This is a genomic window from Allobosea sp. 10L417 (assembly GCF_056395485.1).
In genome coordinates this window covers 1,117,345-1,142,027 of the sequence record NZ_JBFTJP010000001.1, presented here as the reverse complement: position 1 = coordinate 1,142,027, position 24,683 = coordinate 1,117,345, and the positions used below count along the sequence as shown (strand labels likewise).

Sequence of the window (24,683 nt, the reverse complement as noted above, 5' to 3'; positions counted from 1 at the left end):
CGAGATGTTGCGAAAGGCTTGGATGGTTCAGCCGAGAGGACCTGAGCTGTCGCCGACATGGCCGGTGAAGCGGCCATAGAGTTCGGCCATCCGGTTCAGCCGCTGCTCGACCTGCGGGCCGAGCTCGACGAAGACCGCGTTGATCAGCAGATTGCTCAGGCTCGCCATATGAGCGGTCGAGTCCCAGAACAGGTTGAACTCGGTCGAGACGACCAGCATCTCGTCGACGAGGCCGCGGCCCCAGTCGCAGAAGGAATCGGTGACGAGGGTGGTCGGAATGCCGGCTGCCTTCGCTTCCTGCGCCAGCACCTTGGCCATGCGCGAATAGCGCCGCGCCTCGAAGATCACGAGATGGCGCCCGGCCTCGCCCGAGAGCAGGAGGTCAGAGAAATTGCCGGCCGCGAGGTCGACGAGATGCACACCGTCACGCAGATACTGGAGCTGGTTGGCGAGGTATTGCGCGAGGCCGCGCTCGGTCTGGAAGCCGGTGACGTAGACGGAGGATGCCGTCGCCAGGCGGCGGGCAACCCGCTTCCACTCTTCGCTCTGGGCGAGTTCGTAGAGCCTGACGAGACCGGCGATCTCGAGCTGGAGGCTGCGCGCGAGCTGGTCGTCGCCGGCGAGGCTGCGCTGCTGGAAATCGCGCAGCCGGTCGCTGATCAGCCAGGGCCGGTCCCCGATCTCCTCGGCGAGGCTGCCCTTGAGGTCCTTGAGGCTCTTGTACCCCAGCGTCCGGCAGAAGCGCCCGACCGTCGGCTCGCTGAGAGAAACCTTCTCCGCCAGGCTGGCCGCCGTCTCGAAGGGCAGGCTCGGCAGCTGCGCCAGCATGTAGCTCGCCAGCGCCTTGTCGGCCTTGGAGCCGTTGGCGAGGCAAGCCTGCAATCTCTGGCGAAGGGTTTGAGACATCGAAACTCCCGGCGATGCCTCATCAAGAAATTTTTCTTTCACGTCGTCAAATGATTTTTATTTTCTTGCAAACCCTCTCCGTTTGAGGCTCGTCTTGCCGGTGCCCGCTTCGGGCGGATGGAGACGGGCATTCCCGCGCGATGAGCACTGCCATGCGACATGCCGATGTGATCGTGCTCGGCGCCGGAATCGTCGGTGTCAGCGTTGCGCTGCATCTGCAGGAACGCGGCCGCAGGGTCTTGCTGGTCGACCGCGGCGAGCCCGGCGCCGAGACGAGCCACGGCAATGCGGGGCTGATCGAACGATCCTCGGTGGTCCCCTATGCCTTTCCCCGCGACTTCGCGACGCTTGCCGCTTTCGCGTCGAACCGCTCGATCGCGGTGCGCTACCGCCCGGCCACGCTGCTGCGGATGGCGCCGTGGCTCGCTCGCTATTGGCGGAATTCCGCGCCCGCGCGCCTGGACAAGCTGGGCCGCGCAATCCTGCCGCTGATCGAGCGCTGCATCGAGGAACACAACCATTGGACGAAGGCGGCCGGAACCGAAGCGCTGATGCGAAGCGGCGGCTGGATCGAGCTCTATCGCGACCGGCGCGGGTTCGAGCAAGCGACGAGGGCGGCTTCGGATCTCCAATCCTACGGCCTTGCCTACGACGTGCTCGATGACCAGAACCTGCACCACCGCGAGCCCGGACTGCTGCCGGACGCGATAACCGGTGCCATTCACTGGCGCGACCCTGCGACGGTGACCGACCCCGGAGCGGTCACGCGCGCTTACGCAGCGCTCTTCGCGGCCCGTGGCGGCATCGTGGCAAAGGCCGACGCGCAGGGCTTGAGGCAAGAGCATCCGGGCTGGCGTCTACCAACCGAAGCAGGCGAATGGCAGGCATCCGAGGTCGTCGCCGCTTTGGGGCCCTGGTCGAAGGAGCTTTACGGGCGCTTCGGCTATCGCTTCCCGCTGGGATTCAAGCGCGGCTATCACATGCACTACGAGATTGCGTCCCAACTGGCTCCGCGCCACCCGCTCTGCGATGCTCGGGCCGGCTTCGTGCTGACGCAGATGCAGCGCGGCGTCAGGCTTACGACGGGGATCGAGCTGGCCGGGCGCGACCAGCCCTCCGACACCTGGCAACTCGACCGCGCCGAAGAGATCGCGCGAGGCATCATGCCATTGGGGCGGCGTCTGGATGCCGAGCCGTGGCGCGGTGCACGTCCCTGCCTGCCCGACATGCTCCCCGTAATCGGCCGTGCACCCCGGCATCCCGGCCTCTGGTTCGCATTCGGCCACGCCCATCACGGCTTCACGCTTGGCCCCGCGACAGGGCGGCTGCTGGCGGAGGCCATGACCGGCGCTCCGACCTTCTGCGACATGGCGCCTTTCGCGGCCGAGCGTTTCCTGGCGAAATAGCTCGGTTCAGGCGGGTCATGACCCAGCCTTCTCACTCTATGACGGGCGCACCCTCCACGAGCTGCAGGAACACGGCGGCGCAGGCGAGGTAAAAAATCCCGACATAGATCACGGATGCCCCTCCGAGCTATTATTGTCTATCGAACCCGAATCCGTCCGGTCAGACTGCCATATCGGGGCAAAAATCGAATAAAATTCTCAAGCCTATCCCCATTGATCGATGATGCGGCGCATCATGAGCCCCCTGCCGGAGGCAAGGCCGGCAGGAGACCGGGCTGTCGCGAATTTCGCCGAAGCCTCCTCAGGCCACCCCACCGATCGCCGCGCCGACGATGCGCCGCGCATCCTCCTGGATGGCCGCCAGATGCGCCTCGTCGCGGAAGCTTTCGGCGTAGATCTTGTAGACCTCCTCGGTGCCGGAGGGGCGAGCGGCAAACCACCCGTCCGCGGCGGTTACCTTCACGCCGCCAATCGCAGCGCCGTTGCCCGGCGCCTCGTTGAGAATGGCGGTGATGGGCTGACCCGCGAGTTCCTTGGTCGTGATCTGCTCGGCGGACAGGGTCTTGAGGATCGCCTTCTGTGCCGATGTCGCGGGGGCATCAACCCGCGCATAGCGGGGGTTGCCCAGCTCGGCCGTCAGCTTTCCGTAGAAGACGCTGGGGTCAGCGCCGGTCTTCGCGGTGATCTCGGCCGCGAGCAGGCCCAGGATGATTCCGTCCTTGTCCGTCGTCCAGACCGTGCCGTCCCGGCGCAGGAAGGAGGCGCCGGCGCTCTCCTCGCCGGCAAAGCCGAACGCGCCCGAGATCAGGCCGTCGACGAACCATTTGAAGCCGACCGGCACCTCGACGAGGCCGCGCCCGAGCTTGGCCGCGACGCGATCGATGATCGCGCTCGACACCACGGTCTTGCCGATAGCGGCATCGCGGCTCCAGCCCGGCCGGTTGGCGAAGAGATAGGCACTCGCCGTCGCCAGATAATGGTTGGGATTCATCAGCCCGCCGCTGCGGGTGACGATGCCATGCCGGTCGGCATCCGTATCATTGGCGAAAGCGACGTCGAACTTGTCGCGCATGCCGATCAGGCTCGCCATGGCATAGGGCGAGGAGCAATCCATGCGGATCTTGCCGTCCCAATCCGCGGTCATGAAGCCGAAGGTCGGATCGACCTCCGTGCTGACGATGGTCGCGTTCAAACCATAGCGGTCGATGATCGGCTGATAATAGTCGAGCCCGGCCCCGCCGAGCGGATCGATGCCGATGGAGACGCCGGCCCTGGCAATCGCCTCCATGTCGACGACATCGGCAAGATCGGCGACGTAGCCGCTGATGTAGTCGTGCCGGCGGACATGCTCGCTCTTCAGCGCCCGCTCATAGGGGATGCGGCTGATCCCGGCGAGCTTATCGGCGATGAGGGCGTTGGCCTTCTTCTCGATCCAGCCGGTGGCATCAGTGTCGGCCGGGCCGCCATGCGGCGGGTTGTACTTCAGGCCGCCATCCGCCGGAGGGTTGTGCGAGGGCGAAATGACCACGCCATCTGCTTTGCCGGAGGTGCGGCCACGATTGTAGGTCAGGATCGCGTGCGAGATCACCGGCGTCGGCGTAAAGCCGAGCTTGTCGTCGATCACCGTGGCCACGCCATTGGCAGCGAAGACCTCCAGCACCGTTTCGAAAGCGTTGCGCGAAAGCGCATGGCTATCAATGCCGAGGAAGAGCGGCCCGTCTATGCCCTGCGCCTGGCGATAGAGGCAGATCGCCTGGGCGATGGCGAGAATATGGGCCTCGTTGAACGACAGCGAGAAGGCCGAGCCACGATGGCCGGACGTGCCGAAAGCCACCTGCTGAGAGCGCTGCGACGGGTCTGGCTGCTCGAAATAGGCATTATTGAGAGCCGCCACATCGACGAGCATGCCCTGCTCCAGCCGCTTTCCCGCAAATGGACTGACATCATTGGACATGCTGAATCTCTGAAATCCGTTCGAGGGTCGTTGCGTCCGGCAGAAGAATCGCCAGACGCCAACCGGCGCCGGGAGAGACTCCCCAGGGTACATCGCAACCTAATGTCTCGGAATCATGATCGTCCAGCCGACAGCTGCACGGCCGCACGTCTCTTTGGACGCGAAGCGCGATCTAACCTGATGTTTAGGAACGGGATTTCTCCGAAAAGTGGATTCCACTTTTCGGTCCGGCGCCCTAAGCCGCGTCGATCGCCTTGGCGGGCGCGTCCGGCGGAAGGCCCCTCCCCACATCGACATAGGTGAAGCCCTTCGCGCGCAGTTGCTCCGGCCGGTAGATATTGCGCAAATCCAGGAGAACCGGAGCAGCCATCAAGCTTTTCACGCGGTCGAGGTCGAGCGCGCGGAAGATGTTCCACTCGGTCACAATGACGGCGGCATCCGCCTGGGCCACGCAATCATACGCATCCGCGCAGTAGGTCACGCCGGCAGGCAGCACCGCCTTGGCCTGCTCCATGCCTTCAGGATCGTAGGCGCGGATCGCGGCCCCGCCATCCTGCAGCGCCTGAACGATCGCCAGTGAGGGGGCATCGCGCATGTCATCGGTGTTGGGCTTGAAGGTCAGACCGAGCACCGCGACCGTCTTGCCGCGAACCGATCCGCCGCAGGCCGCCACCACCTTTCGGCCCATGGCGCGCTTGCGCTGATCGTTCACCGCCGCGACGGTCTCCACGATGCGCGCCGGCGTGCCATGATCCTGGGCCGTCTTGATCAGAGCCAGTGTATCCTTCGGGAAGCAGGATCCACCGTAGCCGGGGCCGGCGTGAAGGAATTTGTTGCCGATCCGATTGTCGAGCCCCATGCCGCGGGCCACGTCCTGCACGTTGGCGCCGACCTGTTCGCACAGATCCGCCATCTCGTTGATGAAGGTGATCTTGGTCGCCAGGAACGCGTTCGCCGCATATTTGGTCAGCTCGGCGGTGCGACGGCTCGTATTCAGGATGGGCGCGCTGTTGAGGTAGAGCGGGCGGTAGACATCGGCCATGATCGTGCGCGCCCGCTCCTCCTCGGCGCCGATCACGATGCGGTCCGGCCGCTTGAAATCCTCGATCGCCGCGCCCTCGCGCAGGAATTCGGGATTGGACACGACAGCAAACTCGGCGTCCGGACGCAACTCGCGGATGATCCGCTCGACCTCGTCGCCCGTTCCGACCGGGACCGTCGATTTCGTGACGATGACGGTGTAGCCGCTCAAAGCCTGCGCGATCTCGCGTGTCGCCGCATAGACATAGGAGAGGTCGGCGAAGCCGTCGCCGCGCCGGGACGGGGTGCCCACCGCGATGAAGACCGCATCGGCCTGCCCGACCGGACCTGCGAGATCGGTCGTGAAGGACAGCCGGCCAGCCGCGGCATTGCTGCGCACGAGATCGGTCAGACCCGGCTCGAAGATCGGGATCTCGCCCCGCTTCAACGCGACGATCTTGCTTTCCTGCTTGTCGACGCAGACGACATCATGGCCGAAATCCGCAAAGCACGCGCCCGACACCAGGCCGACATAGCCGGAACCGATCATAACGATCTTCATCATTCACTCCTCGGCAGCATCGACGCTCCGGCCCAGAAAGGCGCCGCCTTCCGAAACACGCACGCATCGGCTGTTCACATCTCGCCTGGCCGCCCCAGCCCGCAGGCCCTGGCGTATATATCCTCGATCCGCACGATATCATCCTCGCCGGTATAGCTGCCGACTTGGACTTCGATGAGCTCGAGGTCAATCTTTCCGGGATTGGCCAGCCGATGCGTGCAGCCGATCGGCAGATAGATCGATTCATTCTCGTGGATGTAGGTGACGCTTTCATCAAGGGTGACTTCCGCCGTTCCGCGGACCACGATCCAGTGCTCCGACCGATGGAAATGTTTCTGCAGGCTCAGCTTGCCGCCGGGTTTGACGTTGATGCGCTTGACCTGGAAGCGCGAGCCGATGTCGATCCGCTGATACCAGCCCCAGGGGCGGTACATGCGCAGATGCTCGCTCGCCTCGGGCCTCCGCTGTTCCTTGAGCTGCTCGACAAGCACCTTCACCTTGGCCGCCTCGGACCGCGGAGCGACCAGGACGGCATCCCGTGTCGCGATGACGATCATGTCGCGCAGGCCGATGCCGGTCACGAGCATGTCGTCGCTGCGCAGCAGGGAGCCTGAAGTGTCGATGGCAACGACCGGACCATGCATGACGTTACCGTCATCGCTCTTGATCCCCACCGCGTGGATCGAATCCCAGGCGCCGACATCGGACCAGTCGAACCCCGCAGCCAGGACACCCGCCTTCGTCGTCTTCTCCATGACGGCGTAGTCGATCGAGGTTTTCGTGATTTCCGTGAACGCCTGCGGATCAAGCCGGATGAAGTCGAGATCGGTCTTGGCGCTGCCCAAGGCGGCGCGCGCGCCGGCGAGAACCTCCGGCGCAAACCGCTCCAGCTCTTCGATCATGGTGGCGACCGAAAAAACGAAATTGCCGCTGTTCCAGAGGAAGCCCCGATCGAGATAATCCTGCGCCGTTGTCGCATTCGGCTTCTCGACGAAACGCGAAAGACGCTTCGCTTTCTCGGCACCGAGCACTTCGCCCGGTTCGATATAGCCGTACGCTGTCGAAGGCGCCGTCGGGACGATGCCCAGCGTCATGATCAGCCCGTCCGCCGCGAGCTCGGCAGCCGCCAGACAATCGCTCCGGAAAGCATCCGCGTCCATCACGACATGGTCGGCCGCGAGCGCGATGGCGACGGCGTCAGGCGACCGTCGCTGCGCGAAGAGGGCGCCGACCGCGACAGCCGCCGCGGAATCGCGCCGCTCCGGTTCAAGAATGATGTCGCCGGCGATGCCGAGCGCCTGCATCTGCTCGGCCGCGACGAAGCGGAACTCCTGGTTCGTGATCACGACCGGGCGCCCGAACGGCGCGCCCTGAACCCTGAGGAGCGTGGCCTGATACGTCGAGAGTCCGTGGCCCAGCAGATTGATGAACTGCTTCGGCATCGAGTCGCGCGAGACCGGCCAGAGTCGCGTTCCTGCCCCGCCGGCCATGATCAGAGGTGTGATGATCATTTGTCGATTTGGCTCCTCGGCGCAGCGAGTGAAAGTTGTCCTGAAACGAAATCAGCCGAGATGCAATCGATCCGGTCGCATCCCGGCGGAGGTGCCCGTCGCGAACCAAGACGATCGCCGCTCGGCCGTGCTTTCGGCGATCGGCGTCCCCCTGCGCCGCCGCAAGCGCCCCCGAACAAGCATCGCCCCCGTCTGCACGTCAAAATCGTCGCGCAACGCTTGCGACGTTGAGGCGCATCGCGAATAACACGCCAGAGCCGCACGAACGAAGATGATCGCATGAAAGCCAATCTGCCGTTTGAACGTGTACTTTTGACGGGCGCTGCCGGCTTCGTCGGTTTTCACGTCGCGCAGGCTCTCCTGGATGCGGGTGTAGAGGTGTTCGGCATCGATAGCCTCACCCCCTACTACGATCCGGCACTGAAGCAAGCGCGGCTCGATCGCCTTCAGGCGCGCAACGGCTTCTCATTCGAGCAGAGCGACCTTGCCGACTATGACGGCTTCGAAGCGGCGTTCGCCGCATTCCGGCCGCAGGTCGTCATTCATCTCGGCGCTCAGGCCGGCGTGCGCTACTCGCTCGACAATCCCCGCGCCTATGCCAGCGCCAATCTCGACGGCTTCCTCTCCGTCCTCGAAGCCTGCCGCCGGCATCCGGTCGACCATCTCGTCTACGCTTCATCGAGTTCGGTCTACGGCGCCAATGCCAAGGTTCCGTTCAGCGAGCATGACCGCGCCGACCATCCGGTATCGCTCTATGCCGCGACCAAGCGGGCGAACGAATTGATGGCCCACGCCTATTCGCACCTCTACGCCATTCCGACGACCGGACTGCGCTTTTTTACGGTCTACGGCCCCTGGGGGCGTCCGGACATGGCGTATTTCAAATTCACCAAGGCTATCCTCGAGGGCCAGCCCATCGACGTCTACGCCGAGGCCGAGATGAGTCGCGACTTCACCTATGTCGACGATATCCGCGAGGCGATCGTGAAGCTCGCCGGCCTGCCGCCCACTGCCGACCCGAAATTCGATGCCTCCGATCCCGATCCCGCAACGGCGTCCGCGCCGTTCCGCCTCTACAATATCGGCAATCACACGCCGGTCCGGCTCGACCGCTTCATTGCGGTGATCGAGGAGGCCTGCGGACGCAAGGCCATCAAGAGGCACTTGCCATCGCAGCCCGGCGACGTGCCGGCGACTTACGCCGATGTCGGCGATCTGGCGGCTCGCACCGGCTTCAGCCCGGCAACACCGATCGAGCAAGGCATCGCGCGCTTCGTCGAATGGTATCGCTCCTTCTACAGCATTTGAGGGCGAAGCGAGCGTAGCAGGTTATCGAGTGACAGCGAGGGCAAGGGATGCATTGGGCTGACAGCCCGCCCCGGCTTTCGGCAGCGATCAAGGCGCCCATTTTTCGGTAAGCCTCACCCTCCTATGCTGCCCCCACATCCACGGCGCACGCGCGGTCCCGCATCCCGATGGATGGGATCGACCGCCTGCTAGGGCCTCATCGCGAAGAGTTCCTGGTGAAACCGCTCCGTCACCGGCAATCCAGCGGCGGCGAAATCCGCGCGCAGCGCCTCTCCGAAGTCCGAGGGGCCGCAGAACCACATGCTGGCGGCGCGCCATTCCGGCACGGCCGCGCGAATGCGATCCCCAGTCAGTCGGCCGTCCCGGCCGCTGACGAAGATATGCAGACGGATGTTCGCGGCCTCGGCATCCGCCTTGAGCTTGGAAAGCGCGGTCTCGTCGACATCCGTGGTCGGATGGAACAGGTCCACCTCCGGCGGCGGCTGGTCCGGACACGCCGACCGCCCCTGGGCCAGGTATTTCATCCTGGCGATGAACGGCGTGATGCCGATGCCCGCACCGATCCAGATCTGCCGCGGCTGGCTGTCGACGAAGTCGAAGCAGCCATAGGGCCCCTCGACCTTCACATTCTGGCCGACGCTCAGCTTCTCCCGCAGCCGGCTCGTGTGGTCTCCGAGCTCCTTGGCGATGAAGGTGATCCGGCGGTGATCGTCATGCCATGCCGAGGCGATGGTGTAGGGGTGCGCGCCTTCGCGAACATCCGACGTCGCGAAGGCGAACTGCCCGGGTTTATGGCCGGGCCAGCCTTCCGGCACATCGATCTCGACCTCGACGACGCGCACGCCGGGATAGTGCCGGAGCGAGGCGATCCTGCCCGCGACCTGCCGACCGGCGCCGACACGGCGCAGCAGAACGATGGTTGCCGCATAGGTGCCGGAGGCGAGGAGCAGCGCCATCACTACACCGAGCGGCGCCGCCGGCTCGGCCGCCAGCCACAGAAGGCTCAACAGGGCTAACAGGCACCAGAATGCGTATTTGATGTTCCGCATCGCCGTCGAAATTCTCCATGGAGGATGAGAATTAAACGCTACGGGCTGTGAGGCGCGTCATTGATGGAGGTCAAGCCCGGCCGCAGTCGAGCAGCCGCCGACCGCCATTTTGTGACCTTTCCAGGAGGCCGGCAGCACCCTGGTGCACGCTCGACCAGGGGCAAGGACATCAGAAGGTACGCCTGGCTGCCCGGATAGCCCGTGGCCACCGCCCGTACGACTTTCCTTCGCTCGTCGTTGGCGCTACGCACAATTCGAACTCCGGATGGCGCCCCGGTACCTCTGCGTCATTACCATCCTTTGAACAGCGTTCGACCTCGGGACGATCGGCCTCTCATGACCAGCCTGAAATTCGGAACCTCCGGCCTGCGCGGTCTCGTCAGCGAACTCGTCGGCCTGCCGAGCTACAGCCATGTTCGCGCCTTCTGCGCGATGCTACGCGAGACCGCAACGGGCTGAAATTCTACCGGGCGCAGGGTGAGATCGACAAGGCCGACGAGGCCAAGATCCTGGCCTGGCATGAGCAGTTGGGCCTGAGCGCGATGCCGGCCGCGCAGGTCAAGGCGGCCCCCTATGATGCGCTGACGGCTTACCAGGCCCGTTATGCGGATTTCTTCGGCAGCTCGGCGCTGGCGGGCCTGACCGTCGGGGTCTACCAGCATTCCTCCGTCGGCCGGGACGCGATCTGCGCGGTGCTGGCGGCGCTCGGCGCGAAAGCTCTGCCMCTGGGACGCAGCGACAGCCTCATCCCCGTCGATACCGAAGCCTTGCGCCCTGAGGACGAGGCCCTGGCGCGGCAATGGGCCGCCGAGCAGCGGCTCGATGCCATCGTCTCGACGGATGGCGACGCGGATCGCCCCCTCGTCGCCGATGAGCAAGGCGTTTTCTTGCGCGGCGATCTCGTCGGCGCATTGACCGCGCAATTTCTCGGTGCCGATGCGATCGCGACTCCCGTCACCTCGAATTCCGCCCTCGACCTGCCGGGGCTGTTCGCGCGCGTGGTCCGCACGCGCGTCGGCTCGCCCTATGTCATCGCGGGCATGGAACAGGCCGCAAACGAAGGCGCCGCCGTCGTCGTCGGCTTCGAGGCCAATGGCGGGGTGCTGCTCGGCTCGGATGTCACCCGTGCGCGACGACAGCTTCTCGGCCCATGGCGGGGTGGTCGCACGCGACCGCCGCGACGGGCTGCGGTTGACCCTGGCCGATGGCAGCACGGTGCATTTCCGGGCCTCGGGCAATGCCCCCGAGCTGCGCGTCTATGTGGAGGCTGCCACGCCGGCTCTCGCCGAAGCGCTGCTCGCCGAGAACCTCGCCTTCGCGGCCGCTCAGACCCGTTGACGCGCCGAGAAGCCGATACCGCGCTTCGACAAGGAACATTGAACCGGCTGGAGATGTGAAAGGGCTATTCGGTGAAGCACGCGATAATGCGGGCCGTGAAAAGTTCGCTGGTTAGCCTAAGCGCGGCTGCCTTATCCCGATAACGTCCATATTCCGGATCACAATGGTGCGTTCCTCAGGCACGAAACCCGAAAGATTCGTTCGCTTCTGCTTCGAGGTTCTGCGCTTTCATCATTTCCTTGAACGCTGTGACCGACAGATGCCGGCGCATTGTCTGCAGTGCTGGTTCGCCACGCCGAAGGCGATAATCAAGGGCGCGCTTCGCCCAAGCGTGCCAGGAACTCTGAAGCGCAATATAGGACTTCGTCGTGCCATAGCTGGCCTGCAGGCCCTTCAATGCCTTGCGGTTGCTGACACAAAGTCGCGTTCGACCGCTCTTGTGTGCTTCCTCGAAAATCGGGGCGCAGAAGATGTCGGCAACTGCGCCGCCGGCTTCGTCGAGGTCTAACCGGGCACCGAAGATTGACTTCCCGCCGGCCCAGGTCTCGACCCAGGCGAGCGCCTCGTTGAAGAGCGCGACGTTGCGGGGATTGTCCATGGCGTGGAGTGACCCTGTTTCCTCCACCCATGCTGGCGAAACGCCCACGAGCAGATGCAGGCCGAGGGCCGCACGCTTGCGAATATGGGCACTGTGCTCGCGCAGATGCAGGTGCAGGTTGGAGCGGTAGTCGCGCCAGTCCTCGAATTGCGGCGTGTTGGGTGGTTGCCACACGAGCGCCGTGCCGGCGATCGCACCGGAGCGAATTTCGCTTCGCCCATCGAGCCTCCTGGCATGGCGACTCATCGCGGTCAGATAATTGGCATTCTTGATCGGAGCGGCGCGAACGAAGGCAAACATGTCTGTCGCCTCAGCCTTCGCGGTCGCGCTTTTCGATCGTGATGAGGCGCTGCAGGTAGGCCTTGACGACCTCCGGCGGCGGCAGCAGCGGCGTCTTTGCCTGAGCCGCGATCTCCCCGACGAACTTCTCGACCCCCTTCCTTGCATCGATCATGTAGGTCGGCGGGAAAGGCGAATAGATCAGGGTGGTCTTGTTGTTCTGGGGCGGCCTGACATGGCCGAGCCAAACACTGATCTGCCCCGGATCGATGCCCTCGCGTGTCATGAAGCGGCCAAGGCTGTGGCGGACCGAATAGCTGTTGATGTCATCGGGCAGGCCGGCGCGGGCAATGGCGCGCCTAACCCCAGTCTTGACGCTGGCAACCGGTTTCTCGCGCCAGGTGATGAGGCGTCCCCGGGGGAGCAAAGCCAGCCATGGCTGCAGCGACTGCTGGATCGGCAGCATGGGGCGATACTTGTCCGTCTGGATACGGCCCTTTGGGTTGAGGTCGATCAACGAATGCTCGCGATCAATCTGGCCCCCCTCAATTTCGAGGACCGAGGATTGGCGTCCCGCAGTGGCGAACAGCAAAGCCCAGTACAACTGGAGATGCGGTTCGTTGGTGGCATCGTACAGTTTTGCGAGAGCAGTGGTGCCGCAGGGATCACCCTTGGGCTCGGCCGCGCGAACATGGTTGGCGGTCCGAAATTCCGGAATCTTCGGCGCGTCCTTCTCGGAAAGCTGCTTGTTGTCGACCGCGCGCTTGATGGCGGATCTCAGTGTCGAAAGCCGTCGGCTGACAGTGCTGATCTTGGCGCCTTTCGCGACCCGGTCGTCGCGCAGTGCCTCAAAATCCCGGAGGGTCAGCGCAGCCACGCGCTTGCTGGCGATGCGGATGCGCAGATCAGATCAATATGGATCGTCTCGGCCTCGACTGAGGCCAGGCCCTTCACATAATTCCGGTGTTCATCGAGGACATCGACCACGGTCCGGACGGGCTTTGTTGCCAGTGCAGCGCTGGGGTCGCCCGTCATCCCCAATTCGCTGATCTGCCTGACGCGGTCGGTCGCGTCGCTGTTCAGCTTGGTTTTCAGGCTGCGGCGCCTGGTCTGCCGAACGTCCGAATCGTACCAGGCGATGTAGAAGATCCCGTTCTGATGTCGAACGAGCGCGTACACGCCGAAATTTTCGATGGTGATGTAGGTCGCGGGCATAGTGCCTCCACGCGGCCACGGTGGTGGCCGGAACGTCAGCTATCGGCTTGGATGGAAGAGAGGCTTGGTCGAGCCCCTGCTAGAGGGCAGGGAGCTCGTCGCACGGCTCGGGCTGCTTCGTCGGGGCGCTGCGGCCTCGCTTCATGAAGAGCGCGACTTCATCCGAGACGAAAAGCAGGCGGCCAGGGACCGGCATTGCCGGCAGGGCGCCGCTGCGAGCCAAGCGCGTGATTGTCGCCTTGGACACACGCAAGCAGCCAGCGACTTCGCTCGCCGTCATCACGGACGGCAGGTCGGGGTAAGGGGCACGATTCGGCATGGCGAATTCCTGTTACGATTAATGTAACAAGAATGTACCAAATGAAGAGAGTCAAGCTTTCTGTTGCGCGAAATGGGGATCGCCACTTTGCCGAGGGGGCGGAGGGGCGACGTCCGCCCGGACGCGGGCGCTCCCGATCTTCGTTCAGGCCGGGCGGACCGCGTGCTTTTCCAGGTACTCAACCAGCGTGTCGAACCTCTCGTTGCGCGCAGGCAGCGTAAGATCGATCTCGATATCGAGATCGCAGCGCTCGACATGAATGATCGCGCGCAGTTCGAGCTTCATCACCGCAAGTGTGCTGTCGAAGCGCGGAAGCGTCATGTTAGTGACGACGATGACCCTGTCGCAGATTACGACGGAGCGCAGAATCGTTGCCTCGAATAGGGCGTCGAAATCCGGCGCATGGCTAAGGGGATCGCGGTCATCTGCGATCAGAATCGCGGTCTGTTTCCTGGGAACTCCCTGGTTGATGACGAGCGCGCTGCGTTGATGACGTTCATGGAGCGGCGCGATCGAAAAGCCGCGTCCCAGCAAGGGTGGGACCACTGCTGAATAGGTGGATTGCGGGAACAGATGGGCTCTTAGGAGCTGAGAGAGCGTCACGCGGTGCAAAGCGTCGAGCGGACGACTTTTCCGGTATTTGAGCATGGCCGCATCGCGAAAATCCCTGACGCTGCCTTCTCCTCTCAACAGCTGCCCCAGAAAATCAGCCTCTTGCTGGGGATCCTCCTTGCCGATCCTGGCGATCGCTTCAACCGACATCAGCGGCGGGTACTGGAGCGCCAATTGGTTGAGATCGACACCTTTCGAAGCGAGGTAGGCCAGCGCGTGAAATTGTCGATAGACGGTGTTGGTGGCCTTGCCGACCTTGTCGCTAATGCGCTGCAGGAATGCGGTTCGAGACGACCTAGTGGTCGCTTGAAACCCCTCAAAGAATGGGAGCGAGAGGGCGATCCAGTTCGGCTCAGTGGACTTCGGGGCCGGCATTGATTGTGAACCAGTCAGCTGAGTTGACATGATTTTTGTTACATCACATCATAACAAGAATGATCAACTCATTCCGCCAAGCGTCCGTGAGGGTTATGCACAGGCGCGCCCGTCGACGCCGGTGGTCGCCGGCGATGCTTTCGATGGCGAACCCCGAATCGCGAGGTCTGCGTTGCTCTGGGCTGCGGGCGTTCGCCAGGTGCGGCCGGTGCTGAAAAATCGCCTGCGTGCAAACTGCGTGCAAAATGGCATTTTGGCCGTTGTTTCCGAGGCCAAAATCAAAAGCCCCGGAAATCGCTTTTCTGAAGCGATTTCCGGGGCTTGTAAAATGGTGGGCGCGACAGGGATCGAACCTGTGACCCCTACGATGTCAACGTAGTGCTCTCCCGCTGAGCTACGCGCCCGTTCGCCGCTGAAAGCGACTTTCGGTAGCGTGTCCGGGCCGTGTTGGCCGCGACCACGCTGCGAGGTGAGGGGGCTATAGCGGCTCGCTTGGCAGCTTGCAAGGCGTTTGCCGCATAAATTCTACGAGGCTGTTGGCATCTCCGACTGCGGCGGTCGACTGGCGGCGCATTCCGCGCTTCCGGGGCTCACATACAAGCGTATGCTTCGCTCCGGTTCTCGAAAAACACCGCCATTCGGCACGCCGCAGCACGGTGCCAAACAGCTTCTCAAGCCGCCAACAGCTTCTCGACTTCGTTGACGAGCTCGCGCAGATGGAAGGGCTTGGAGAGCACCTTCGCGTCCTTCGGCGTCTGCGAATCAGGGTTGAGCGCGACCGCGGCGAAGCCGGTGATGAACATCACCTTGATGTCGGGATCGAGCTCGGTGGCGCGGCGTGCCAGCTCGATGCCGTCCATCTCCGGCATGACGATGTCGGTGAGCAGCAGCTCGAACGGCTCCTCGCGGAGACGATTATAGGCCGACAGGCCATTGTCGAAGGAAGCGACGTCATAGCCTGCATTCTGCAGGGCCTTGACCAGGAAGCGACGCATGTCGTTGTCGTCTTCCGCGAGCAGTATCTTCGTCATGGGCCTGTTCTGTCCGTCCTGAGGCCTGCGTTTCGATGCGTCTGGCGTACGGGAAGTCCGCCGGGCCTTGGAAACGGCCTGCGTACTCGCCTGTCCGCGCAGTGGGAACCATACAGGCCTATAAGGCGCCATCATGGTAAACAACGGGTGAATCCGAGCATGGATTTCCACCGCTTCACGTCATCGCTTCAACCGGCCGGGTTTGTGTGCTTCTCTCGTGGGACATGAGCGCGTTCTCCGCCCCTTTCCCGCCAGACCCCGACGACGTCGTCGCCGAGATCGAGCGGCCGTTCAGCCTGTATCAGCCGGCACTTCAGGTCGTGCCGGTGGTAGTCGACGTGCCGCATGCGGGAAGGCGCTATCCGCGTGGCTTCGTCGATGCGGCGCGGCTGCCGCTGCGCAGCCTCCGGCGCTCGGAGGACGCTTTCGTCGACCGCCTGTTCGGGCAAAGCGTCGCGCTGGGCGCGCCTTTGCTGGTGGCGGAATTCCCCCGCGCCTATCTCGACGTCAACCGCGAGCCCTATGAGCTCGATCCGCGCATGTTCGAGGGCCGGGTACCGCCCTTTGCCAATACGCGCTCGATGCGGGTTGCCGGCGGGCTCGGCACCATTCCCCGCATCGTCGGCGACGCGCAGGAGATCTATTTCGGGCGCATCCCGATCGCGGAGGGGCTTGCGCGAATCGACGGGCTTTACCGGCCCTATCACGCTGGCTTGCGCGGGCTCGTCCAGCGCACCCAAGGGGCGTTCGGCACCTGCATCCTGGTCGACGCGCATTCGATGCCATCAGCCGGGCTCGACCGGGACGGGCTGTCGAAGTCCGACATCATCCTGGGCGATCGCTTCGGTACGAGCGCGGCGGGCTATATCATCGACATCGCCGAACAGGCCTTCACGCGGCTCGGCTTCAGCGTCTCCCGCAACCGGCCCTATGCCGGCGGCTTCATCACCGAGCATTACGGCGCGCCGGCTGCGGGGGTCCATGCCCTGCAGATCGAGGTCAACCGGGCGCTTTACATGAACGAAGCGACGCTGGAGCCGCATGTGGGCTTCACGGCAGTCGAGCAGGCGATCGCGAGCGCGATGGCTGATTGCTTCGCGCGCTGGAGCGGCTGGCTCGACGATTGGCGCGAGGCTGCCGAATAAGGCTGCCGACGATCGGAACCAGAGCCGGCAGACAAGAAAAAAGGGCCGCACACTTGCGTGGCGGCCCAAGTCTAGGGAGGAAACGCCCAAGGAGGGCAATGAAGGTTTGAGGTCATCTCCCCTTCGCAGTGCACAATATGAGAGTGCGCTGCAAAACACAAGCGAAATTGACCAAAATCGCAGGCGTCATGCGCGTGTCGCATGACGGCGCGCTAATTTTCGTGTTTTTCGCGGAATTTTGGCGATCGAGCCTGTTTCGGAACTCGTATTCTACGGCATTTATGCTGCGGAGCAGCAAATTGGAGACCGGTTCATGAGCGCAGTCGATTTCGGCTCTTTCGTCGCGGAGCTGGCGACGCAGTCGGGGCGGGCGATCCTGCCGTTCTTCCGCGCGCATCATGCGACCGAGGACAAGTCGCAGGGCGGCGTGTTCGACCCGGTAACGGAGGCCGACCGCGCCGGCGAATCGGTGATGCGCCACATGATCAAGCGGCAGTTCCCGGCTCATGGCGTCCTCGGCGAGGAGTTCGGGAGCGAGAACACCGAAGCCGACTATGTCTGGGTGCTCGATCCGATCGACGGAACGCGGGCCTTCATTTCCGGCATCCCGGTCTGGGGCACGCTGATCGGCCTGACCCGCAACGGCGTGCCGGTCTATGGCATGATGCATCAGCCCTTCTCGGGCGAGCGCTATTCCGGCGACGGGCGCGAGGCACGCTATGAGGGGCCGGGCGGCCCGCGGAAGCTGCGGACGCGGGCGACCGCCGATCTCGCTGCCGCGACGCTGATGACGACCTCGCCGGCGCTGTTCAAAGGCGAGGAGGCGAAGGCTTTCGGCCGTGTCGAAAAGCAGGTCCGGCTCTCGCGCTATGGCTGCGACTGCTACGCCTATTGCATGCTGGCGGCAGGCCATGTCGATCTCGTCATCGAAAGCGGCCTTAAGCCCTATGACATCGTCGCTCTGATCCCGATCATCGAAGGGGCCGGCGGCGTGGTCACCTCATGGGATGGCGGCAGCGCCGCCGGGGGCGGGCGCATCCTCGCTGCCGGCAGCAAGGCGCTGCATGAGGTCGCCCTCGCGCGGCTCGCCGGGTGAGGCGGCCGCAGCCTGGTCCTCGCCGGGGATGAAGGCGTCGAAGGCGGCCCAGAACTGGCCGCGGATCGCGTCGTTCTCCATCAGGATTTCGTGTCGCGCCGTCGGCAGGACCAGCGCGGAGCCGGTCTTGAGGCGCGCGGCGAAACGCTCGATTGCAGGTGTCGAGACCACCGGGTCCTGCCCGGCGGCGATGATCAACGTCGGCACCTTCACCTCCAGCGCGGCCGAGGGGGCGTTGAGACGGGTCATCAGGCGAAAGGCTGTCCGGACCCAGGCGATGGTCGGGTCGCCGACGCTGAGATGGCGTGCCTCGGCCGAGAGCGCGCTGTTGCGGGCGTAGCGGACGGCATCGCTCGTCAGCCGGTTGCCCTCGAAGGGTTTCGTCGCGATGGCCGTATCGCCGCCGCCCGGGACGAAGGCACGGCCCAAACCCAGCCAATAGAGAAGGCTCGCGAGGCGGCTGGCCCGGGCCGGGTGCGCGATCATGGTGAGGCCGAGCATGGGGGCAAGCGCCACCATGCGCGACACCGGCAGGGCGTCATGACGGGCGGCGTCGAGGCAGAGCGCTGCCCCCATCGAATGCGCGAGGACGAAATAGGGCGGCGGGAACTTTGCCTGCATCTGCGCCATCACAAGAGCGAGATCGGCTTCGTAGTGCTTGAGGCGACCGACATGGCCCTTGCGTTCGCGCCGGACGAAACGCTGCGAGCCGCCCTGGCCGCGCCAGTCGAAGCTCAGCACATGGAAGCCTCTGCGGCGTAGCTCCGAAACGGTTTCGCTGTAGCGCTCGATGAACTCGGCCCGGCCTTGCACGACGACGATCGTGCCGCGCGCCGGCTTGACCGTCGGGCGCCAACTGGCGAAGCGCAAGTTGGCGCCGTCATTGGTCCAGGCAAACCAGACCTTGCTGTGGCCCGGCACGGGATAGCCGGGATGGGCAAAAAGAACGGCCTCGGCCATCGGCTCTCTCCGCATCGCGACCGCCCGCCCTCATCGGTCGCCGAACTGCTTACGAGCTTTGCTTATGCCCGTCGGCGGGGGCTCTTGAAAAGCGGGAAAGCCAACCCAGATCATGGATGCGCAGGCCGGAACCGGCTGCGCAGACCCAAACCAGGCCCGCGCTCAGGCGAGGCGGGCCGACCAAATTGTCGCTTCTTCGGAGGACATGTCATGCGTCAATTCGATCTTTCCCCTCTCTATCGCTCGACCGTCGGTTTCGACCGCCTGTTCAATCTCCTCGATCAGGCGACGAGCAGCGACGCCGCGCCGGGCTATCCGCCCTACAATATCGAGCGGACTGCCGAGAACGGCTATCGCATCACCATCGCGGTTGCGGGCTTCGGCGAGGCTGACCTCTCCATCGAGGCCAAGGAAAATGCCTTGACCGTCAAGGGCGAGAAACAGGTTTCCGGCGGCGCCGAGAAGCGCGAAGTCCTGCATCAGGGCATCGCCGCCCGCGCCTTCGAGCGCCGCTTCCAGCTCGCCGACTACGTACAGGTGACCGGAGCCAGCCTTGAGAACGGCCTGCTCCATATCGACCTCGTGCGCGAGATTCCCGAGGCCAAGAAGCCGCGCCAGATTCCGATCGGTGCCAGTTCGGCCAAGGTTCTCGAAGCCAAGATCGAGACCGCCAAAGCCGCGTAATCCGATCGGTCCATTGGGCTGAAAGAGAAAGGCTCCCGGAAACGGGCCAGCCACTAGCCTAAGTGTGGAATCTTAACTCGCCCTTCACCGATCCCCCTTACTGCGCAAGGCGTTGGGGGATCGGAGATGCCGGAGATATCTTCGGAAGGAGCGAGGCGGCTTCGCCTCCCTCCCCCGTTTGCAGGGGTGAACGTCAACTTCTGCAAGAACCCGCTCTGCTCCAATTTCGGCATTCCGGCCGAGCTGGAGAGTAGACAAGGGCGAAATCGCCGAGGTTCGAACGATCGATCCCTGTACGCCGTTACCGGAGCCGCCAACGAAGCGTCGATCCGATGCTCCGCCTGCAACACCCACACCGTGATCAAGAGCAACAAGGCGGTCCGGGAGGAGTTCGACAGGCATCTCCAGGCCCTCGCGCGTCCCCGTGGTCATCATTGTCCTGACGAAGCCTGCGAAAACCACGCCACGCCTGTCGATTCGTACCCGAAATCCTACTATCGACACGGAACCAATGCGAGCGGAGCAGCGCGCTACCGCTGCAAGGCCTGCCGCAAGACGTTCTCCGCCCGGACGAGCCACAGCCGCCATCGCAAATCCCACGAGAACAGGACGGTCTTCCAGCTCCTGGTTTCGAAGGTCGCCATCGCGAAGATCGCACAGATCACCGACCTGTCGCCGGCGGCGGTCTACGGCAAGATCGACTTCCTTCACGAGCAATGCCGAAAATTCCTGGCCGACCGGGAACGGCATCTGCCGGACATGGCCCTCGGGGACATGAAGATCTGCACCGACATGCAGGACTACATGGTCAACTGGCCGAACAAGTCTCTTCGGAAGACCATCCAGTTCAGGGCCATCGCCACGAGTTGCCTGGAGACCGGCTACGTCCTCGCCTGCCATCCCCAGATCGACACGAGGTTCAGCACGGCCGAGATCCAGGATAGGGTTGTCGCCTGCGGCGACATGGACAGGAAGCCAGCCTTCCGGGAGTTCGCGAGGCTCTGGAACTTTGAGGACTATGCGAAGGCGCTGACCCTGCCGCGCGAAGCCTTCCTCCCGGTTCGGGAGGACCAGGAGATCGCCGAGCACATGACTGCGGATCGGCAGCTCCCGGATCAGGGGGCGATGGTTCACATCGACTACCTGGCCTTTGGGCATTTCATGTTCCTACGCCACCTGCTCCGCGGGGCGGGCCGGGTGCACTTCTCCCTGGACGCCGATCCCGGCCTAGCCAACGCCGTGTTCGCCTCCTGGACGGATAAGGCCAGAACCGGGAAAATCGATGTCGCGGTCATGACCTGCGACAAGGCGGCCACCATCGACGAGAAGAACGCGCAGGTCGCGAAGGCGAACAGGCTCAAGGAGCTCGCGCTCGAGCAATATCCAGGGGTGCATCCCTTCAAGGCATTCCTGACGTACTTCGTCGACAACAGCATCCTCGGCTCCCTGAGCGGGCCGAGGAGGGGCCTCACGCTCAGGGAACGCGAGATCGAGTACCCTTTCATCAAGAAATCCGAACCGGGAAAGAAGGTGCGCCTCTACACCGACGACGGCAGCCGCAGCTCCCTGAGCATCGCCGGCGTCCTGCACGACACCTCGCTGCATCAGGTCGACCGCTTCTTCATGCAGGTCAGGAGGAGCATCGCCGGGCTGGAGCGTGCCCCGGCCTATCCGCGGCGTGCATCCCGGAAATGGTATCTCTACGGCTTCTATTCGCCCGAAATGGTCGAGAAGTGCCTCATGATCTATCGGACCTACTTCAACTTCATCGCCAAGGGCCAGGACGGGAAGACACCCGCGATGCGCATCGGATTGGCCAAGGGAGCCATCCGATTCGAGGATGTCCTGTACTTCAGTTAGGATCTATAGCTCCCGCTTCCGATCCAATACGGGCATTGCCTGCCAATACTGGGAAGTCGGGTTCACAGCCCACCCCGCCCTCTAAAGTGGACTATCTGGCCAATTCCTTCTCAAGGAATTCTCGTAGTTCGGATGTCGCGCGCTTGCTTGCCGCCTCGTCAAATTTGCTCCAGTGCCCGTAGATCTGCCGCGGCTCTACGAAACCGGGGAAATTGAATGAGTGGTATACTCCCGGGAAGACGGTGAGGCTCAGTGTAGTAGGCCCGCCGACTTGGCGCCGAGCGGCTGCTTCACAGTGGGACGAGAGCGTCCAATCATCCCTGTCGCCGATCAGGATGAGTGTTGGGATGACCAAGCGCTCGGTAAGGATTTCGCAAGGCGGGTAATACGTTGCGGCCGCCTTGAACCCGAGTTCATCGGGCATTTCATAGAGTGTCTTATGCGACTGCATCGCAATCTTGAGAGCTACTCCCCCTCCATGAGAATAGCCCACGACGGCGATCCGTGCTGGATCAACGAAGGGGAGCTTTGACAGGTAGAACAGCGCACCGAATGCGTCCTCGATCCGCGGGGCCATGTCGCGCCTCTCTGGCACGCAGGCGTCTTTCATGCCTCGTTCGGTAAAGCTGTCCGGAGCCAGCACGACGTAACCCCAGTCGCGGATCGTTTCGGCCTCGCGTCGATGGAACGTGCTCAACCCACCGCAACCATGCAGCATAACGATTGCCGGGTGCCTGCCTTCCCCTGCTGGCTTCGAGAGATACCCCGTGATGACAAGCCCCGGAGAGTTCTCGCTGCTTTCACCGCGAGATTTGGCACGCGCTTTCTGAAAATCGCTTAGGCGATAGGTGATCGAGGGGAACTGGACGACGTCTTCAGCCTGCGCATTCGTCGCCAGGCCCAAATGCAGCATCGTTAGGGTGGCGAGCATGGCTCGCTTTGGAGACGAAGGCATACGCGAACCTCCCAGCGTTCAACTTGTCACGCCGAAAGAGATCCAACAATGGCCCGCGGATAGTCGTTCTGAGCGTCAGCAAACTGACCCGTTACCGGCTTTGGAGGAGCGATCGGATCAGTGCCGCCAAAAAGCGTGGAATCGCGAGCTGTTGCGATTCCACACTTAAGCTAGTGGCTGGGGGAAACGGGAGCCTTTTTTGCTAGATCGCCGCGCGCCTTCCGGGCGCGAAGACGGTGACCCATGTCTTTGCCATCGCATCGGACCGAAAAGTGGAATCCGCTTTTCGGTCCGACGGTGCCCGTCAGTTCAGCGGAACGACGGGAGCGATCGGCGTCTCCGGCTTGGGTGTGGATGGCGATGGATCGATCTGCTGCACGGGCGGGATCGACGGCGCTTGGGTGGCCGGCGCTGCGGTCGACAGCGGCGGCTTGCGCTCCGGTTCGTCGGTCCCGCGCACATCGCTCGGATTGACGAGTCTGGGCTTGTCGGCACCGGTCTCGGGGTTGGTCGCGCCCGGCGAAGGCTCCGCCGGTTTCGCCGGCTGCGGCGGAGAGGCCGTGGCGGGCGCGCTGGCCTCCAAGGGTGGTTTATCGGCAGGTTTCGCAGATTCCGGCGCGGGCGGCGCAGCGGGCGAGGGTGGCGAGGCCGTGGCCGGAGCGTTCGCTTCGATCGGGGCCGTTTCAGCGGGCTTAACGGGCTCGGAGGCGGGTGGTGCGGCAGGCGATGGCGGAGCGGACGTCGCCGGTGCGCTGGCTTCTGCCGGCGGCTTCAGCTCGGCCGGTCGTTCGGGCGGCTGAGGCACGAGACGCGGGCGCGGTGCCGCCTGCTCCTGATGCGGGTCAATGCGGGCGACATTCGGCGCGGGGCCGGCCTGGCCGCGCAGCGGGATGCGGCGGATCAGCTCGCCGGCATAGGCATCGAGAACCAGGCGCAGGCGCTGGCCGCCAGCCGTAACGCCATCGACGACATAGGTGTCGTCCCGGCGGATCGAGCGATCGATTCTGACAAGGCCGTAGTTGCGGGCCGCGATGCGGTTGACCGTATAGGGAGAGACCGGCGCCGGTGCGTGCGGGACCGCCGCCGGCGGGCGGGGCGCGTAACGGTAGTCATAGCGATAGCCGTAGCCATAGGCCGGATAGGGGTCGTACCCGTCGTCGTAATAGTAGTATTGGGCCCCGGCGGCTCCCATCGTGCCGGCCAGAGCGCCGGCCACGACCAAGCCCATCAGCGCGATGCGCCCCGGCGCCGTCGAACGATTTGCCATGCCACCCTTCCTTAACGACTGCTTTCGTGGCGGGCAGTCTTGTTAGGGATTGCGGCAGGCATGGGGTTGGAAACGGGGCCGAAATGCGCCGTTTCAGCCGGCGATGGCGGCGATCAGGCGCTCGACATGCTCCGGCTCGGTTGCAAAGGACATGACGAAGCGGCCGACGATCTCACCGTCCTGAAGCTGCGCCTCTGGCGGGAGCGAGCGAGCCGACCAGTCATAATAGCCGACGCCGGCCGCCTTCAGGCGCTCCTGCACGGCGGGCGGCAGCACGATGAAGACCTCGTTCGCCTGGCAGGGCCAGGCCAGGCGTGCCGCGCTGCCCTGCGTGACCGAATCGCCCAAGCGCTTCGCCTGAGCGTTGGCATGGCGGGCGAGGTCGAGCCAATGACCGTCGGCGAGCAGTCCCTCGAACTGGGCGCCGAGGAAACGGCCTTTCGAGAGGGTCTGGCCGGCGCGCTTGCGGCGCCACTTCATCTCCTCGGCATGGCCGGGGTCGAAGAAGATCACGGCCTCGGCCGCGAGTGCGCCGTTCTTGGTGCCGCCGAAGGAGAGCACGTCGACGCCGGCCTTCCAGGTGACCTCCGCGGGCGTGCAGCCGAGCGTGACCAGTGCATTGGCGAAGCGCGCGCCGTCCATATGCAGTTTGAGACCGCGCGGCGTGATCGCGTCCTTGAGTGCCCGCACCTCGGCGGGCGTATAGACCGTGCCGCATTCGGTCGCCTGCGTGATCGTCAGCGCCTGCGCCTGCACCTGATGGAAATCGCCGTCGCGCAGATGCGAGAGCGCCTTCGTTACGGTTTCCGGTTTCAGTTTGGCGCCGACGCCGGGCAGGTCGACGAGCTTGGCTCCGTCGCTGAAGAATTCGGGGGCGCCGCATTCGTCCTCGACGACATGGGCCTCCTCATGGGTGAGGACGGCGCCCCAGGGCCGCACGATGCTGGCCAGAGCGAGCGCATTCGCCGCCGTGCCGGTGAGGACGAGGAAGACCGAGACCTCGTGCTCGAAGATCTCCGCAAAACGCTCCTCGACGCGGCGCGTCCAGTCGTCCTTGCCATAGGGCGAGGCGTTGCCCTCGTTGGCGGCGGCGAGGGTGGCCATGACGCGGGGGCTGGCGGCGGCGGTGTTGTCGCTGAAGAAATGCATGACCGAGGGTTAGGCGGATGGCGGTGTTCTGCCAAGCGAGCGTTGGGAAAGGGGGGCTTGCGCGCGGCGCCGGGCCGAAACCTC

22 protein-coding genes, 1 tRNA gene and 1 pseudogene are annotated in these 24,683 nt (G+C 64.1%); 7 read left to right on the top strand and 17 right to left on the bottom strand.

Annotation, left to right across the window (positions count from 1 at the left end):
* Positions 1-27 precede the first annotated feature (27 nt).
* On the bottom strand, positions 28-906 hold the full coding sequence (locus AC1DE3_RS05765; protein WP_441510534.1) for a MurR/RpiR family transcriptional regulator: 879 nt from the start codon (positions 904-906) through the stop codon (positions 28-30).
* 152 nt (positions 907-1,058) lie between these two features.
* On the opposite strand from AC1DE3_RS05765, the gene AC1DE3_RS05760 reads away from it, so the two are divergent.
* Positions 1,059-2,312, top strand: a complete 1,254-nt coding sequence (locus AC1DE3_RS05760; RefSeq protein ID WP_441510535.1) for an NAD(P)/FAD-dependent oxidoreductase — start codon at positions 1,059-1,061, stop codon at positions 2,310-2,312.
* A gap of 301 nt (positions 2,313-2,613) precedes the next feature.
* Here AC1DE3_RS05760 and pgm read toward each other — a convergent pair whose 3' ends face one another.
* From pgm to AC1DE3_RS05740, 4 genes are all read right to left on the bottom strand, one after another.
* Positions 2,614-4,266 (bottom strand): phosphoglucomutase (alpha-D-glucose-1,6-bisphosphate-dependent), encoded by a 1,653-nt coding sequence (gene pgm, locus AC1DE3_RS05755; protein WP_441510536.1) that lies wholly within the window; start codon positions 4,264-4,266, stop codon positions 2,614-2,616.
* A gap of 235 nt (positions 4,267-4,501) precedes the next feature.
* Positions 4,502-5,848, bottom strand: a complete 1,347-nt coding sequence (locus tag AC1DE3_RS05750; RefSeq protein WP_476780012.1) for a UDP-glucose dehydrogenase family protein — start codon at positions 5,846-5,848, stop codon at positions 4,502-4,504.
* 74 nt (positions 5,849-5,922) lie between these two features.
* On the bottom strand, positions 5,923-7,359 hold the full coding sequence (locus AC1DE3_RS05745) for a mannose-1-phosphate guanylyltransferase/mannose-6-phosphate isomerase (RefSeq protein ID WP_441510537.1): 1,437 nt from the start codon (positions 7,357-7,359) through the stop codon (positions 5,923-5,925).
* Between the two features lie 51 nt (positions 7,360-7,410).
* Positions 7,411-7,704: a hypothetical protein gene (locus tag AC1DE3_RS05740; RefSeq protein WP_441510724.1), complete on the bottom strand. Its 294-nt coding sequence runs from the start codon at positions 7,702-7,704 to the stop codon at positions 7,411-7,413.
* On the opposite strand from AC1DE3_RS05740, the gene AC1DE3_RS05735 reads away from it, so the two are divergent.
* Complete coding sequence (locus AC1DE3_RS05735; protein ID WP_441510717.1) at positions 7,651-8,667, top strand: NAD-dependent epimerase; 1,017 nt, start codon at positions 7,651-7,653, stop codon at positions 8,665-8,667. The genes AC1DE3_RS05740 and AC1DE3_RS05735 overlap by 54 nt on opposite strands.
* 188 nt (positions 8,668-8,855) lie before the next feature.
* Here AC1DE3_RS05735 and AC1DE3_RS05730 read toward each other — a convergent pair whose 3' ends face one another.
* Positions 8,856-9,716, bottom strand: coding sequence for a ferredoxin reductase family protein (locus AC1DE3_RS05730; protein ID WP_476852194.1), 861 nt, complete (start codon positions 9,714-9,716; stop codon positions 8,856-8,858).
* Between the two features lie 336 nt (positions 9,717-10,052).
* Here AC1DE3_RS05730 and AC1DE3_RS05725 point away from each other — a divergent pair.
* Positions 10,053-11,054: pseudogene (locus AC1DE3_RS05725) on the top strand (phosphohexomutase domain-containing protein).
* A 175-nt stretch (positions 11,055-11,229) separates the two neighbouring features.
* On the opposite strand, the gene AC1DE3_RS05720 reads toward AC1DE3_RS05725, so the two are convergent.
* From AC1DE3_RS05720 to cpdR, 7 genes are all read right to left on the bottom strand, one after another.
* On the bottom strand, positions 11,230-11,952 hold the full coding sequence (locus AC1DE3_RS05720) for a hypothetical protein (RefSeq protein WP_476852193.1): 723 nt from the start codon (positions 11,950-11,952) through the stop codon (positions 11,230-11,232).
* A 10-nt stretch (positions 11,953-11,962) separates the two neighbouring features.
* Complete coding sequence (locus AC1DE3_RS05715) at positions 11,963-12,808, bottom strand: tyrosine-type recombinase/integrase (RefSeq protein ID WP_476852192.1); 846 nt, start codon at positions 12,806-12,808, stop codon at positions 11,963-11,965.
* Complete coding sequence (locus AC1DE3_RS05710) at positions 12,796-13,146, bottom strand: hypothetical protein (RefSeq protein WP_476852191.1); 351 nt, start codon at positions 13,144-13,146, stop codon at positions 12,796-12,798. The genes AC1DE3_RS05715 and AC1DE3_RS05710 overlap by 13 nt, the downstream gene beginning before the upstream one ends.
* 79 nt (positions 13,147-13,225) lie before the next feature.
* Positions 13,226-13,426, bottom strand: a complete 201-nt coding sequence (locus AC1DE3_RS05705; RefSeq protein ID WP_476852264.1) for a helix-turn-helix domain-containing protein — start codon at positions 13,424-13,426, stop codon at positions 13,226-13,228.
* 183 nt (positions 13,427-13,609) lie between these two features.
* The gene (locus tag AC1DE3_RS05700; RefSeq protein ID WP_476852190.1) at positions 13,610-14,452 is read right to left on the bottom strand and encodes a hypothetical protein; all 843 of its coding nucleotides are present in this window, start codon (positions 14,450-14,452) and stop codon (positions 13,610-13,612) included.
* Positions 14,453-14,781: 329 nt separating this feature from the next.
* A tRNA-Val gene (locus AC1DE3_RS05695) sits at positions 14,782-14,856 on the bottom strand.
* A 267-nt stretch (positions 14,857-15,123) separates the two neighbouring features.
* On the bottom strand, positions 15,124-15,483 hold the full coding sequence (cpdR, locus tag AC1DE3_RS05690) for a cell cycle two-component system response regulator CpdR (protein WP_038363805.1): 360 nt from the start codon (positions 15,481-15,483) through the stop codon (positions 15,124-15,126).
* Between the two features lie 224 nt (positions 15,484-15,707).
* On the opposite strand from cpdR, the gene AC1DE3_RS05685 reads away from it, so the two are divergent.
* Both AC1DE3_RS05685 and hisN read left to right on the top strand, forming a co-directional pair.
* Positions 15,708-16,628: an N-formylglutamate amidohydrolase gene (locus AC1DE3_RS05685; RefSeq protein ID WP_476780220.1), complete on the top strand. Its 921-nt coding sequence runs from the start codon at positions 15,708-15,710 to the stop codon at positions 16,626-16,628.
* 313 nt (positions 16,629-16,941) lie between these two features.
* Positions 16,942-17,724 (top strand): histidinol-phosphatase, encoded by a 783-nt coding sequence (hisN, locus tag AC1DE3_RS05680; RefSeq protein WP_476852189.1) that lies wholly within the window; start codon positions 16,942-16,944, stop codon positions 17,722-17,724.
* On the opposite strand, the gene AC1DE3_RS05675 is transcribed toward hisN, so the two are convergent.
* Positions 17,629-18,684, bottom strand: a complete 1,056-nt coding sequence (locus tag AC1DE3_RS05675; RefSeq protein ID WP_476852188.1) for an alpha/beta fold hydrolase — start codon at positions 18,682-18,684, stop codon at positions 17,629-17,631. The genes hisN and AC1DE3_RS05675 overlap by 96 nt on opposite strands.
* A 210-nt stretch (positions 18,685-18,894) precedes the next feature.
* Between AC1DE3_RS05675 and AC1DE3_RS05670 the strand changes: the two genes are divergently transcribed.
* Both AC1DE3_RS05670 and AC1DE3_RS05665 read left to right on the top strand, forming a co-directional pair.
* Positions 18,895-19,368, top strand: a complete 474-nt coding sequence (locus tag AC1DE3_RS05670) for an Hsp20 family protein (RefSeq protein WP_476852187.1) — start codon at positions 18,895-18,897, stop codon at positions 19,366-19,368.
* Positions 19,369-20,127: 759 nt separating this feature from the next.
* Positions 20,128-21,228 carry a hypothetical protein gene (locus AC1DE3_RS05665; protein ID WP_476852186.1) on the top strand — a complete coding sequence of 367 codons (1,101 nt, stop codon included), beginning with the start codon at positions 20,128-20,130 and terminating at the stop codon, positions 21,226-21,228.
* 91 nt (positions 21,229-21,319) lie between these two features.
* Here the strand turns inward: AC1DE3_RS05665 and AC1DE3_RS05660 are convergent, their stop codons facing one another.
* The 3 genes from AC1DE3_RS05660 to AC1DE3_RS05650 form a co-directional block, all read right to left on the bottom strand.
* Positions 21,320-22,159: a dienelactone hydrolase family protein gene (locus AC1DE3_RS05660; protein WP_476852185.1), complete on the bottom strand. Its 840-nt coding sequence runs from the start codon at positions 22,157-22,159 to the stop codon at positions 21,320-21,322.
* Between the two features lie 328 nt (positions 22,160-22,487).
* A complete protein-coding gene (locus AC1DE3_RS05655) occupies positions 22,488-23,450 on the bottom strand; it encodes a hypothetical protein (protein WP_476852184.1) in 963 nt (320 codons plus the stop codon).
* Positions 23,451-23,543: 93 nt separating this feature from the next.
* Positions 23,544-24,599, bottom strand: coding sequence for a threonine aldolase family protein (locus AC1DE3_RS05650; protein ID WP_476852183.1), 1,056 nt, complete (start codon positions 24,597-24,599; stop codon positions 23,544-23,546).
* Between the last annotated feature and the right edge of the window lie 84 nt (positions 24,600-24,683).

Excerpts from the sequence above, each read along its gene's own strand:
- AC1DE3_RS05705 (WP_476852264.1), bottom strand. The coding sequence starts at position 13,426 with ATGACGGCGAGCGAAGTCGCTGGCTGCTTGCGTGTGTCCAAGGCGACA.
- AC1DE3_RS05650 (WP_476852183.1), bottom strand. The coding sequence starts at position 24,599 with ATGCATTTCTTCAGCGACAACACCGCCGCCGCCAGCCCCCGCGTCATG.
- AC1DE3_RS05670 (WP_476852187.1), top strand. The coding sequence starts at position 18,895 with ATGCGTCAATTCGATCTTTCCCCTCTCTATCGCTCGACCGTCGGTTTC.
- AC1DE3_RS05750 (WP_476780012.1), bottom strand. The coding sequence starts at position 5,848 with ATGAAGATCGTTATGATCGGTTCCGGCTATGTCGGCCTGGTGTCGGGC.
- AC1DE3_RS05710 (WP_476852191.1), bottom strand. The coding sequence starts at position 13,146 with ATGCCCGCGACCTACATCACCATCGAAAATTTCGGCGTGTACGCGCTC.
- AC1DE3_RS05765 (WP_441510534.1), bottom strand. The coding sequence starts at position 906 with ATGTCTCAAACCCTTCGCCAGAGATTGCAGGCTTGCCTCGCCAACGGC.
- AC1DE3_RS05655 (WP_476852184.1), bottom strand. The coding sequence starts at position 23,450 with ATGGCAAATCGTTCGACGGCGCCGGGGCGCATCGCGCTGATGGGCTTG.
- hisN (WP_476852189.1), top strand. The coding sequence starts at position 16,942 with ATGAGCGCAGTCGATTTCGGCTCTTTCGTCGCGGAGCTGGCGACGCAG.
- AC1DE3_RS05660 (WP_476852185.1), bottom strand. The coding sequence starts at position 22,159 with ATGCTCGCCACCCTAACGATGCTGCATTTGGGCCTGGCGACGAATGCG.
- AC1DE3_RS05745 (WP_441510537.1), bottom strand. The coding sequence starts at position 7,359 with ATGATCATCACACCTCTGATCATGGCCGGCGGGGCAGGAACGCGACTC.
- pgm (WP_441510536.1), bottom strand. The coding sequence starts at position 4,266 with ATGTCCAATGATGTCAGTCCATTTGCGGGAAAGCGGCTGGAGCAGGGC.
- AC1DE3_RS05720 (WP_476852193.1), bottom strand. The coding sequence starts at position 11,952 with ATGTTTGCCTTCGTTCGCGCCGCTCCGATCAAGAATGCCAATTATCTG.
- AC1DE3_RS05665 (WP_476852186.1), top strand. The coding sequence starts at position 20,128 with ATGGCCCTCGGGGACATGAAGATCTGCACCGACATGCAGGACTACATG.
- AC1DE3_RS05685 (WP_476780220.1), top strand. The coding sequence starts at position 15,708 with ATGAGCGCGTTCTCCGCCCCTTTCCCGCCAGACCCCGACGACGTCGTC.
- cpdR (WP_038363805.1), bottom strand. The coding sequence starts at position 15,483 with ATGACGAAGATACTGCTCGCGGAAGACGACAACGACATGCGTCGCTTC.
- AC1DE3_RS05675 (WP_476852188.1), bottom strand. The coding sequence starts at position 18,684 with ATGGCCGAGGCCGTTCTTTTTGCCCATCCCGGCTATCCCGTGCCGGGC.
- AC1DE3_RS05760 (WP_441510535.1), top strand. The coding sequence starts at position 1,059 with ATGCGACATGCCGATGTGATCGTGCTCGGCGCCGGAATCGTCGGTGTC.
- AC1DE3_RS05700 (WP_476852190.1), bottom strand. The coding sequence starts at position 14,452 with ATGCCGGCCCCGAAGTCCACTGAGCCGAACTGGATCGCCCTCTCGCTC.
- AC1DE3_RS05730 (WP_476852194.1), bottom strand. The coding sequence starts at position 9,716 with ATGCGGAACATCAAATACGCATTCTGGTGCCTGTTAGCCCTGTTGAGC.